The organism is Delftia deserti, assembly GCF_042653485.1.
GTDB lineage: Bacteria > Pseudomonadota > Gammaproteobacteria > Burkholderiales > Burkholderiaceae_C > Comamonas > Comamonas acidovorans.
The window spans coordinates 973,885-985,855 of the sequence record NZ_JBHSIH010000001.1 but is presented as its reverse complement, the minus strand read 5'-3'; the positions used below and the strand labels follow the sequence as shown (position 1 = coordinate 985,855).

The following is an 11,971-nucleotide window of genomic DNA, read 5'->3' as shown; positions in this document are numbered from 1 at the left end:
CCTGGTGCCGGAGCGACGGCTCAGAGCGTGGCTTTCAGGTAGAAGACGGGACGACCGTCCACGGTCTGGGCGGGATCGAAGTCGAACTGCAGCGGCTCGCGCGCATCGCGGGCCAGGGTCAGGAAACCCATGCCGGCGCCCTTGCTGCCTTCGGGCGCGTCATCGCGCAGCGACTGGCGGCAGGCCTTCTTGATCTCGTCCAGGGTCATGCTGCGCAGCGCGTCGAGCTTGGCGCGCAGCGCCTCGCCCATGCCGGGCTCGATGGGGTTGGCGCACAGCAGCACGAAGCTGCCGTCGTCCTCGCGGCGGATGCAGACCGCGCCGTGGCGCAGCTCGCCATCGTCCTGGTGGGGCGGGGTCAGGGCATCGGCCGAGTAGTGGATGATGTTCTGCGCCATCTCCACGAAGGACGAGAACAGCTTGCGCCGCGTGGGGCCGGGCACGCCGGCCACTTCCAGCTGCAGCCGCACGGCCTCGGCCATGGCCGCGACGATGTTCTGCGAGAAATAGCCCACGTAGTAGAAGATCACCTGGTGCTGGCGCGCCAGGTGGAAGAAGCTGCCGTACTTGTCGGCGATCTGTGCGGAGGGCATGGGAGGCATTCAGGTTCTGAAGCAGAAAAAGGTCAGGTCGTCGCGGCGGTGGTGCTCGCCCTGCCAGGTCTGCAGGGCGGCCAGCAGGGCGCGGTTGATCTCGGCGGGCGTGCGGCCGGCCTGCTCCAGCAGCAGCTCGCGCACGCGCTTCTTGCCGAAGGTGATGCCGCGCGGGCCGCCCACCTGGTCGATCAGGCCGTCGGTGGTGGTGAAGACCAGGGTGCCGGCGGGCAGCTCCAGGTCGATGTTGTTCCAGGCGAAGTCGAACTCGCTGTCCACATAGCCCACGCCCTTGCGCTGGCCATCCACCAACTCCACCGCCTCGGCGCCGGGGCGCAGCATGAACAGCGCAAGCCGCGCGCCCGCAAAGCGCAGGCGCCGGTGCGCGGGCTCGAACCAGAAGCAGGCCGCGTCCAGCCCGTCGTCGGAGCCCGGCGTGCCATCCTTGCCATCGAGCTGGCCCAGCATCTGCTTGACGCTGCGGTTCACATGGCCCAGCAGCGCGGCCGGGTCGCGCGGGCCGTGCTCCTTGATGGCCTGGCCCAGGCTGCTGGTGGCGATCAGCGTCATGAAGGCGCCGGGCACGCCGTGGCCCGTGCAGTCGGCCACGGTGGCAAACCAGCCATCACCGTCCTGGCTGAACTGGTAGAAGTCGCCACCGACCACATCGCGCGGCTCCCAGACCAGGTCCGCCCCCGGGCAGGCGCGGGCCAGGGCCTCGCGCGAGCTGCGCAGCAGCGACTGCTGGATCACGCTGGCGTATTCGATGCTGTGCATGATCTGGCGGTTGCGCGCCACCTGCATGTCCGCCACCGCGCGCATCAGCTGCAGACCGTTGCCCACGCCCGCGAACAGGCCGTCGCGCGTGATGATGAAGCCATCGGTCAGCGCCTTTTCGCCGTACTCCACGGTCTTCACGGTCAGGGTGTCTATGTCGGTGGAGGCATCGACCACCAGCGGCTCCTTGTCCATGAAGGCGATGCAGCTCTTCTTGCCGTACAGCTCCATGCGAAACGGCTTGCTGAACTGGGACAGGAAGATGCTGCGGTTGATCAGGCCGATGGGGCGGTCCCCCTCGACCACGGGCAGGCTGACCAAGTCGCGGTGTCGCGTGAAGACCTCGAGCACCTTCTCGTTGGTCTCGTCGGTGGTCATGCTGGGAACGGGGGTACACAGATCCGCGGCGCTGGGTGGGCGGAAACGTGGCCTGGAATCGCTCAGGTAGGCGCGGGACTCATCCATGGAAGGCACATCGCAAAATTGTTAGGGAATGTTACGTTTTCCTTGTTGCAGTTTTGTGACGCGGACGGCCATGGCTGGCATGCTCATCATTTGCGCGCAACCACGCGCCAAAAAGCTGCGTTGTGGCGACAGGTCGGTTCCTGGCACGGGAGTCCCATCCATGCCAGCAACGGGGAGCGAAGCCGTGAACGCTGTCACCGCAGCCAGCCGAGCTTGGCGGCCCGGCCGCCCGGCCGCTGGCCGCCAGAAGACAGCCGGCTTCAGTTCGGCCCGGCAGCGCGCTGCCTGACCGCGTCTTCGTGCAGCGACTCGCTGAGTTGGTCCACGACGATGGACCACGACGCATCGGCCTTGAGCTGCTCGGCCAGGAACTGGCGCTGCGCATCGCTCCAGTAGGGCGCATCCACCACATCCACATCGGCGGCCAGCTGGTGCGCGCGGATGAAATCGGCAATGGCCTGGTCGCTGGCATCCAGGCCCAGCTGCAGGAAGAGATTGGACATGCGTACGACGGAGTTGTTCATGAAGGCGTGTGGATGTGTGTGGGATGAGAAGGCGCTATCTTCCCCGATTCAACCGGCCCTGCGGCCCGGTTGTGTCGCGGTGGCGGTCCGGTTGCTGTCGTTCGTTGCGCGGGTAGGTGCAGGCTGACAGCCTGCCGCGCTGCGGGCCAGGGCGCGCGCGGCGACCGTCCCACTAGCATGGGGCCATGAGCATTCCCGCCCCTGATCCCGCATGGCCGCCGACCTGATCGTGGCCCGCCCCGAAGGCCTGTACTGCGCGGCAGGCGACTTCTACATCGACCCCTGGCGGCCCGTGGACCGGGCCGTGATCACGCATGGCCACTCCGACCACGCGCGCGCCGGCCACGCCCATTACCTGGCCCATGACGACAGCGCAGGCGTGCTGCGCGCACGGCTGGGGTCGGACATCACGCTGCAGACCCTGCCGTATGGCGAGGCGGTGGAACACCACGGCGTGCGCATCTCCCTGCACCCGGCCGGCCATGTGCTCGGATCGGCCCAGGTGCGGCTGGAGCATGGCGGCCAGGTCTGGGTGGCCTCGGGCGACTACAAGACCGAGGCCGACGGTACCTGTCCCCCCTTCGAGCCCGTGCGCTGCGACACCTTCATCACCGAATCCACCTTCGGCCTGCCCATCTACCGCTGGCCCCGCCAGCCCGAGCTCATGGCCGGCATCAACGCCTGGTGGCAGGCCAACGCCGCCCAGGGCAGGCCCTCGGTGCTGCTGTGCTATGCCTTCGGCAAGGCCCAGCGCATCCTGCACGGGGTGGATCGCCGCATCGGCCCCATCGTCGTGCATGGCGCGGTGGAGCCGCTCAATGCCGTGTACCGCGCCGCAGGCGTGGACCTGCCGCCCACGCTGCGCGTGACCGACCCCGGCGTGGATGCACAACTGCTCAAGACTGCCCTGGTGCTGGCGCCGCCCTCGGCGCAGGGCACGCCGTGGATGCGCCGCTTTCCCGGCCATGCCGATGCCTTTGCCAGCGGCTGGATGCAGCTGCGCGGCACGCGCCGCCGCCGTGGCGTGGACCGGGGCTTTGTCATGTCCGACCATGCCGACTGGCCCGGCCTGCAGTGCGCCATAGGTGCCACGGGCGCCGAGCGTGTCTTCGTCACGCATGGCAGCGTGGCGGTGCTGGTGCGCTGGCTGCGCGAGCAGGGGCTGGATGCGCAAGCCTTCCAGACCGAGTACGGCGATGAGGACGAGGCTGCCGCCGCTGAGGCTGCACCGGACGAGGCGCCCGCGCCATGAAGGATTTCGCCGCCCTCTACCGCGCGCTGGACGCCAGCACCGCCAGCCGCGACAAGCAGGCCGCGCTGCAGGCCTATCTGCGCGCCGCCGCGCCTGCCGATGCGGCCTGGGCCGTCTACTTCCTGGCCGGTGGAAAGCCGCGCCAGCTGGTGCCCACCAAGGTCTTGAAGGAGCGGGCGCGCGAGGCGGCCGGCCTGCCCGAATGGCTGTTCGACGAAAGCTACGAGGCCGTGGGCGACCTGGCCGAAACCATTGCGCTGCTGCTGCCGCCACCCGGTGATGCGCACGACCTGGGCCTGGCCGCCTGGGTCACGGACCACCTGCTGCCGCTGCGCGGCATGGCGCCCGACGCGCTGGCGGACACGCTGCGCATGCAATGGGCGCGGCTGGCGGCCGATGAGCGGCTGGTCTACTTCAAGCTGATCACCGGCGCCTTCCGGGTCGGCGTGTCGCGGCTGCAGGTCACACAGGCGCTGGCGGCCGTCAGCGGCGTGGATGCCAAGCGCATCGCCCAGCGGCTCATGGGCTACACCCACATCGGGGCGCGGCCCGGGGCGGCCGACTACCTGCGGCTGGTGGCGGGAGAGCAAGAGGGCGATGACGCGCATGCGGGCGAAGCCCGTGGCCACCCCTATCCCTTCTTCCTGGCCCATCCGCTGCAGCTGCCGCTGCAGCAGTTCGACGCCGTGCTCGGCCCGCCGTCCCAATGGGTGGTGGAGTGGAAATGGGACGGCATACGCGCCCAGATCGTGCGGCGCGGCAGCGGTGACGCGCTGGGCACCTGGATCTGGTCGCGCGGCGAGGAACTGGTGAGCGAGCGCTTCCCCGAGCTGCAGGCCATGGGCGATGCCTTGCCTGCGGGCACCGTGATCGACGGCGAGATCGTCGTCTGGGCCGCACAGCAGGGCGAGGCGCCCGCCCATGTGCGCCCCTTTGCCGACCTGCAAAAGCGCATAGGCCGCAAGACCCTGGGCCCCAAGCTGCTGCGCGAGCTGCCCGTGGTGCTGCTGGCCTATGACTTGCTGGAGGAGGGCGGCCAGGACCTGCGCGCGCTGCCCCAGCATGAGCGGCGCGCGCGGCTGGAGCGGCTGGTAGCCTTGGTGGCGCATCCGGCGCTGCTGCCCAGTCCGGTCCTTGCGGGCGATGGCTGGCAGGCCCTGGCCGAACTTCGCGAGCAGGCCCGTTCCCTGGGAGTGGAGGGCATGATGCTCAAGGCCCGCGACGCCGCCTACGGCGTGGGCCGCACCAAGGACAGCGGCGTGTGGTGGAAGTGGAAGATCGATCCGCTGAGCGTGGACGCCGTGCTCATCTATGCACAGCGCGGCCACGGCCGTCGCGCCAGCCTCTACAGCGACTACACCTTTGCCGTCTGGAACGCGCCGCCCGGCACCGAGGGCCGCGCCCTTGTGCCCTTCGCCAAGGCCTATTCGGGCCTGACCGATGCAGAAATGGCCCGCGTGGACGCCATCATCCGCAAGACCACGGTGGAGAGCTTCGGCCCCGTGCGCAGCGTGCGGCCCACCCTGGTGTTCGAGCTGGGCTTCGAGGGCATTGCGCGCAGCGCACGCCACAAGAGCGGCATTGCCGTGCGCTTTCCGCGCATGCTGCGCTGGCGCGAGGACAAGCCTGTGCAGGAGGCCGACTCCATCGACACGCTGGCCGCCCTGCTGCCGCATTCCGACCCTTGATCAACCCTTGACCGACCCGTGACCCCACCCTTGACGCACCGCGCCATGGCCACCCGTTCCGCCCACCCCCTCGCCACCGCCTGGCTTGCCGCACGGGGCTGGAAGCCCTTTTCCTTCCAGCGCGCCGTGTGGAAGGCACTGGCCCAGGGCCACAGCGGCCTGCTGCATGCCACCACGGGCGCAGGCAAGACCTATGCGGTCTGGCTGGGCGCGCTGCAGGCCTTTGCGCAGGCCTCCAAGGCGCCTGCCCAGGCCCCTGTCCAGGACCCTGCCCAGACCCCATCCAGCAGGAGAAAACCCGCCGCCACGCCGCTGACCGTGCTCTGGATCACGCCCATGCGCGCCCTGGCGGCCGACACGCTCAAGGCGCTGCAGACGCCCTTGCAGGCGCTGGCCCAGGGCCATCCCGCGCTGGCGCGCTGGACCGTGGGCGCACGCACGGGCGATACGGGAAGCGCCGAGCGCAGCGCGCAGTCGCGCCAGCTGCCCACCGTGCTGGTCACCACGCCCGAGAGCCTGTCCCTGCTGCTGGCGCGGGCCGATGCGCGCGAGCTGCTGGGCTCCGTGCGCCTGGTGGTGGCCGATGAATGGCACGAGCTGCTGGGCAACAAGCGCGGCGTGCAACTGCAGCTGGCCCTGGCGCGGCTGCGCGGCTGGAGCCCGCAACTGAGCGTCTGGGGCATGTCGGCCACGCTGGGCAATCTGGACGAAGCCATGCAGACCCTGCTGGGCCTGGACGACCATGGCCAGCCGCGGCCCGGCGTGCTGGTCCAGGGCCAGGTGGACAAGCGCCTGGTGGTGGACACCTTGCTGCCCGACCGGCCCGAGCGCTTTTCCTGGGCCGGCCACCTGGGCCTGGCCATGCTGCCGGCCGTGGTGCGCGAGCTGGAGGCCACGGCAGGCTCCACCTTGGTCTTTGTGAATGTGCGCTCGCAGGCGGAGCTCTGGTACAAGGCGCTGCTGGAGGCCCGGCCCGACTGGGCCGGCCTGCTGGCCATACACCATGGCTCTCTGGACCGGGCTGTGCGCGAATGGGTGGAGGCCGGGCTCAAGGCCGGCACGCTCAAGGCCGTGGTCTGCACCAGCAGCCTGGACCTGGGCGTGGACTTCCTGCCCGTGGAGCGCGTGCTGCAAATCGGCTCGGCCAAGGGCATTGCGCGGCTGCTGCAGCGCGCGGGCCGCTCGGGTCATGCGCCGGGCCGGCCCTCGCGCATCACCCTGGTGCCCACGCACAGCCTGGAGCTGGTGGAGGCCGCCGCCGCCCGCGCCGCCGTGCGCGCGCAGCAGGTGGAAATGCGCGCCAGCCCCCGCCAGCCCGTGGACGTGCTGGTGCAGCACCTGGCCACCGTGGCCCTGGGCGGCGGCTTCGTGCCCGATGAGCTGTATGCCGAAGTGCGCCGCACCGTCGCCTACGCCGGGCTGGCGCCTGCGGTCTGGCAGTGGTGCCTGGACTTCGTGCACCGGGGCGGCCCCTCGCTGGCCGCCTATCCCGACTACCAGCGCGTGCGGCCCGACGGAGAGGGCCTCTGGCGCATGCCCGACGCGCGGCTGGCGCGCAGGCACCGCGCCAACATCGGGACCATCGTCAGCGACGCCAGCATGAGCGTGCAGATCCTGCACGGCGCGCGGCTGGGCCGCATGGAAGAGAGCTTTCTGTCGCGCCTGTCGCCCGGCGATGCCTTTGTCTTCGCGGGCCAGGTGCTGGAGCTGGTGCGCATCGAGGACATGACCGCCTACGTGCGCCGCGCCGCCAGAACGCGGCCCACCGTGCCGCGCTGGGCGGGCGCGCGCATGCCGCTGTCCACCGTGCTGGCCGACTTCGTGGTGCAGCAATTGGCGCTGGCGTCGGCGGGCGACTACCACTCGCCCGAGCTGCGCTGCGTGCGCCCCTTGCTGGAGGTGCAGCAGCGCTGGTCGGCCCTGCCCACGCCCGGCACGTTGCTGGCCGAAACCCTGCGCACGCGCGAAGGCTGGCATCTGTTCCTCTACCCCTTTGCGGGCCGCCATGCCCATACGGGGCTGGCCAGCCTGCTGGCCTGGCGCGCCGCGCAGGGCGAGACGGGCACCTTCTCCATCGCCGTCAACGACTACGGGCTGGAGCTGCTGAGCGCTACCGAGCGCGACTGGGCCGCCATGCTGCCCGAGCTGCTGCGCGCCGAGCCGGCGCAGGCCGTGGCGGCGCCCGGACGTGTCTCTGCCACGGAGGCGGGCGCCATGCGCAATACCGCCAATGCCGACCGCCACTGGGACCAGGCCGCCGACGACGCCCATCTGACCGGCGAGGACGCCCATCACGCCAGCCATGCCCGCCACGCCCTGCTGCACGAGGTGCTGGCCAGCCTCAATGCCACCGAGATGGCGCGGCGGCGCTTCCGCGAGATCGCCCGCGTCTCGGGCCTGATCTTCCAGAGCCACCCGGGCGAGCGCCGCAGTGCGCGCCAGCTGCAGGCCTCGGCCCAGCTGTTCTTCGAGGTCTTTCGCAAGTACGACGACAGCAACCTGCTGCTGCGCCAGGCCGACGAGGAAGTCCTGAGCCAGGAACTGGACGTGGCCCAGCTGCTGGCCGCGCTGCGCCGCATGCAGGCGCAGACCTTGGCGGTGAGCGCGCTGCGCCGTCCCAGCCCGTTTGCCTTTCCGCTGATGGTGGAGCGCTTTCGCGAAAAGCTCACCAACGAGCACCTGGCCGACCGCATCGCGCGCATGCTGGCCCAGCTGCACGAGGCGGCAGACGCCGGCGGTGCAGCCAGCGAGCCGCGCACGCAGGACCTTGTCCCGCCCGATCCACCGCTGCGTCCACGGAAAAAGCCCAAGGCAGACCAGCCCCCCGCCGTGGACGAGGATACGGCCGCCGTGCGCCGCACGCTGGATTTCTCGCTGCAGGCCACCGATGGACCCGAGGCCGATGCCGCCAGCCGCCGCCCGCGCCGCGTGCGCAAGCCCTCGCGGCCCTTGCCGCTGCTGTAGAACCATTGCACCGCTGATGAAAGGCCACGCACCGTTGCCAAGTCCTTTTTCCCCCGACGCCCTGGCCGGCAGCCTGGGCATCCTCCTGGCGGGCGAGCCCGTCCACTTGCTGGCCCAGCACGCCCTGTGGTGGCCCGCCCAGGGCACGCTGTTCATTGCCGACCTGCACCTGGGCAAGGCCGCCACCTTCCGCGCGCGCGGCATTCCCGTGCCGGCAGGCACTACCCAGGGCAACCTGGACCGACTGTCGGCCCTTCTCCTGGGCCTGCCCGTGCATCGACTCGTGGTGTTGGGGGACTTCCTGCACGCGGCCGAGGCGCGCAACCCCTCGGTGCTGGCGGCGCTGGCCGGCTGGCGCAGCCGCCATCCGGCCGTGGAACTGGTCCTGGTGCGCGGCAACCATGACAGCCATGCGGGCGACCCGCCGCCTGCGCTGGGCATGGCCGTGGTCGATGAACCCTGGCGCCTGGGCCCGTTCGCCGCCTGTCATCATCCCCCGCAAGCACTGCAGGCCCCGCAAGCACTGCAGGCCGCGCCCTGCCATGTGCTGGCCGGCCATGTCCACCCCGCCGTCGTGCTGCGCGGCCCGGGGCGCGATGCCCTGCGCCTGCCGTGCTTTGCCGTGCACCCGGGCTTCACCCTGCTGCCGGCCTTCGGCCTGTTCACCGGCATGGCCAGCCTGCCGCCCGGGCCGGGCCGCCAGTGCTTTGCCGTGGGCGGAGGGCGGGTCTGGGCCGTTCCCGGCTGAGGGGCGGGCTGTAATCAGGCGTAATTTTCTGAAGGATCGTTGTTCCCTACAGTGCGCTTGCGCACGCACGGCGGGGCAGCAGAAAGCGCCGCAGCGCTTTTTTGATCCATCAGGAGAGATGCATGGGCGTTCAACTCAACTTCGTCAATCAGTCGAACGACGCGAACAACTCGCAGATCGTCATCTTCCAGAAGAACGTGGCCAGCGATTTCGAGGAGCTGGCCGTGGCCTGGCGGGTCATCAAGTACTGCGGCCAGGGGGACAACCATCCGTTCACCTTCCCGCTGGGCCTGCAGGTCGGTGCCAGCGACAGCTATGGCAACCACACGCCCCAGCTGGAGGCGCAGTTCGGCCAGCAGTTCCAGCTGTCCCTGAGCAGCTGCGGCGATCGCCTGGCGCCCGCAGGCTATGGCGCAAGCTCCAACGAAGTGCAGGTGCTCAACGCGCTGCCCCGGGGCGCCATCAATGCCAGCTGTTACAAGGACGGCCGGCTGCTGGCCGTCAAGACCGCGATTGCCCCCCAGCAAAAGGCCGTCTTCGAATTCAAGCCCTCCATCTGGATCGGGGTTGTCTCGCAGATCGAACAGGGCCAGGTCATGAACTCGGCCATCCTGGGCGACATCAACACCGAGATCTCCCTGCTGGGCGTCTCGCGCGCCGACATCGTGATGCGAGGCGGCGGTGCGGGCGCCGGGTCCACACCGTTCTCGTTCACGCTGGAGAACGTCGTGATGTGCTGAGGCCCGCCCCGCCCCCCGGACTGGGGGGCGGGCACTTCGGATGACGACTCCGTGACAGTTGTCACACCTCTGTCATGGAGGCGGCCAAGAATCCCGCACTTGTCCGGCCCGCGCAGGCCACTCCCCGCAGGTGCCTGACCCATCCATGACTGACGCAGCCTCCCCCCTGGCCCAGGCCAATGAAGACGCAGGCCTGATCTGCGGATGGCGGTTTTTCTGCGACACGCAGCGGCGTGTGGAGGCCATGACGGCGCAGTCGGCCGCGCAGTGGCTGGGCGCGGAGCGTCCGCTCACCGAGCCCGGCCGGCGCGACTTCCTGTGGCTGCACTTCAACCTGGCCAATACCCAGTCCCTGCGCTGGCTGCAGCGCCACGCCGCGCTGCCCGAAGTCTTCTACGCCACGCTGCGCGAGGGCCTGGCCTCCACGCGCATCGAGCGCTCCGATGACTCCCTGGTCGCCGTGCTCAACGATGTGAACTTCGAGTTCAACTTCGAATCGGCCGACATCGCCACGCTGTGGATCTGCCTGGACGAGCGCCTGGTCGTCACCGCGCGAACCCAGCCGCTGCGCTCGGTCGATGCGCTGCGTGCCGGCGTGCGCCAGGGCGACAGCCCCGCCAGCACGGCCGAGCTGCTGGAGCACCTGATGCGCACCCAGGCCGACGTGCTGGTCAAGGTGGTGCGCGAGACCACGGCGCGCGTGGACGACATCGAAGAGGCCATCATCGCGCAGCGCTACCACCATCCGCGCGCCCACCTGGGGCGGCTGCGACGGCTGCTGGTGCGCCTGCAGCGCCTGCTGGCGCCCGAGCCGGCCGCGCTGTTCCGCCTGCTGCAGCAGCCTCCCGCCTGGATGGGCGAGGACGACCGCCGCGGCCTGGCCGCCGCCAGCGAGGAGTTCTCGCTCATGCTGCGCGACATGCAGACCCTGCAGGACCGCATCAAGCTGCTGCAGGAAGAAGTGGCCGCCGCCGTGAACGAGGACAACAGCAACAGCCTCTTCGTGCTGACCGTGGTCACCGTGCTGGCCCTGCCCATCAACATCCTGGCCGGCCTGTTCGGCATGAACGTGGGCGGCATACCGCTGGCAGAGCACGAGCACGGCTTCTGGATCGTGGTGTCCATCGTGATCGCCTTCACCGTCATCGCCGCCTGGCTGGCGTTTCGCAAGAAGCGGTACAGGGATTAGCGTCTCGCCTGTATTGCGGCGCCGGCGTGCTGCCGTGCACCGATTTACCCCAAGGGATGCGCTGCATCCCGGGTGGTATGGTCGATTGCCATGCGCTACGAACTCTCGGATCTCCGCCTTTTCCAGGAAATCGCCCAGGCGCGCAGCCTGACGGCCGGGGCGTCCGCCGTGTTCCTCACGCCTTCTGCGGCCAGCTACAGACTGAAAAATCTGGAGCAGGCTTTGGGCACGCTGTTGTTCGAGCGCACTTCACGCGGCATGGAGCTGACGCCTGCGGGTGAAAGCGTGCTGGCCCATGTACGCGAGCTGTTCGAAGGAATAGCACGCATGCAGGGTGACGTCAGCCGGTTCATCAGCGGTGTGAAGGGCCATGTCCGCCTTATGGCCAACAGCAGTTCGCTCAACGGTTTTGTCACGCCTATGCTGGGCCGTTTCCTCGCGGCCTATCCAGGCATAGATGCCGAAGTGCAGGAGCGCCAGAGCGAGGATATTCCCGGCCTGGTGTTGGCACGCGAGGCCGATGTGGGCATTTTCGCGGGTGGCACCGATGTACAGGGGCTGGCAGTTCATCCCTATGCCGTGGATCGACTCGTCATTGTCACGCCCCGGGACCACATCCTGTCATCACAGGCATCCATCCGGCTGGGGGCGGCGCTGGACTTCGATTTCGTCTGCATGGCGCGGCGCAGCAGCAATTTCCTGTTCCTGCGGGACACAGGCCAGAGGATCGGCAAGGCCGTTCGTGCACGTACCCATGCACATGGTTTCGAGGCCGTGATCTCGCTGGTGGCCGCCGGCGTGGGCATCGCCCTGGTCCCGACCAGTGTGCTGGAGCGCCACCCCTTATCGGACCGGCTCGTGTCCATCCCTTTGGACGAGTCCTGGGCGCTGCGCGAGCTCAGTCTCGTTGTGAGGCAGGATGCGCGGTTCCCGGGATTCATCACGGAGTTCGTAGGCTTCCTGCTGGACGATCCAGTGGTGGTGGCGACACGGGCCGGTTCCGTACAGGCCTGACCCCTTTCCAAATCCTT

10 protein-coding genes are annotated in these 11,971 nt (G+C 69.4%); 7 read left to right on the top strand and 3 right to left on the bottom strand.

Going from position 1 to position 11,971, the window contains the following annotated elements; translation table 11 throughout:
• Positions 1-20: 20 nt before the first annotated feature.
• The 3 genes from ACFPFG_RS04670 to ACFPFG_RS04660 all read right to left on the bottom strand — a co-directional run bounded on the left by ACFPFG_RS04670 (position 21) and on the right by ACFPFG_RS04660 (position 2,359).
• Positions 21-593: a SiaB family protein kinase gene (locus ACFPFG_RS04670; RefSeq protein ID WP_013802972.1), complete on the bottom strand. Its 573-nt coding sequence runs from the start codon at positions 591-593 to the stop codon at positions 21-23.
• 9 nt (positions 594-602) lie between these two features.
• Complete coding sequence (locus ACFPFG_RS04665; RefSeq protein ID WP_380105308.1) at positions 603-1,835, bottom strand: SpoIIE family protein phosphatase; 1,233 nt, start codon at positions 1,833-1,835, stop codon at positions 603-605.
• Between the two features lie 260 nt (positions 1,836-2,095).
• Complete coding sequence (locus ACFPFG_RS04660; protein WP_183019168.1) at positions 2,096-2,359, bottom strand: DUF2789 domain-containing protein; 264 nt, start codon at positions 2,357-2,359, stop codon at positions 2,096-2,098.
• A gap of 211 nt (positions 2,360-2,570) precedes the next feature.
• Between ACFPFG_RS04660 and ACFPFG_RS04655 the strand changes: the two genes are divergently transcribed.
• The 7 genes from ACFPFG_RS04655 (at position 2,571) to ACFPFG_RS04625 (ending at position 11,954) form a co-directional block, all read left to right on the top strand.
• Positions 2,571-3,611 (top strand): ligase-associated DNA damage response exonuclease, encoded by a 1,041-nt coding sequence (locus ACFPFG_RS04655; RefSeq protein WP_380105306.1) that lies wholly within the window; start codon positions 2,571-2,573, stop codon positions 3,609-3,611.
• A complete protein-coding gene (locus tag ACFPFG_RS04650; RefSeq protein ID WP_380105304.1) occupies positions 3,608-5,299 on the top strand; it encodes an ATP-dependent DNA ligase in 1,692 nt (563 codons plus the stop codon). The genes ACFPFG_RS04655 and ACFPFG_RS04650 overlap by 4 nt, the downstream gene beginning before the upstream one ends.
• A 45-nt stretch (positions 5,300-5,344) precedes the next feature.
• Positions 5,345-8,263, top strand: coding sequence for a ligase-associated DNA damage response DEXH box helicase (locus tag ACFPFG_RS04645; RefSeq protein WP_380105302.1), 2,919 nt, complete (start codon positions 5,345-5,347; stop codon positions 8,261-8,263).
• Between the two features lie 16 nt (positions 8,264-8,279).
• Positions 8,280-9,011 (top strand): ligase-associated DNA damage response endonuclease PdeM, encoded by a 732-nt coding sequence (gene pdeM / locus ACFPFG_RS04640; RefSeq protein WP_380105300.1) that lies wholly within the window; start codon positions 8,280-8,282, stop codon positions 9,009-9,011.
• Positions 9,012-9,133: 122 nt separating this feature from the next.
• Positions 9,134-9,751: a hypothetical protein gene (locus ACFPFG_RS04635; protein WP_374618105.1), complete on the top strand. Its 618-nt coding sequence runs from the start codon at positions 9,134-9,136 to the stop codon at positions 9,749-9,751.
• 145 nt (positions 9,752-9,896) lie between these two features.
• Positions 9,897-10,940 (top strand): transporter, encoded by a 1,044-nt coding sequence (locus ACFPFG_RS04630; protein WP_380105298.1) that lies wholly within the window; start codon positions 9,897-9,899, stop codon positions 10,938-10,940.
• Positions 10,941-11,030: 90 nt separating this feature from the next.
• Positions 11,031-11,954 (top strand): LysR family transcriptional regulator, encoded by a 924-nt coding sequence (locus tag ACFPFG_RS04625; protein ID WP_380105296.1) that lies wholly within the window; start codon positions 11,031-11,033, stop codon positions 11,952-11,954.
• The last annotated feature ends 17 nt before the right edge of the window (positions 11,955-11,971 follow it).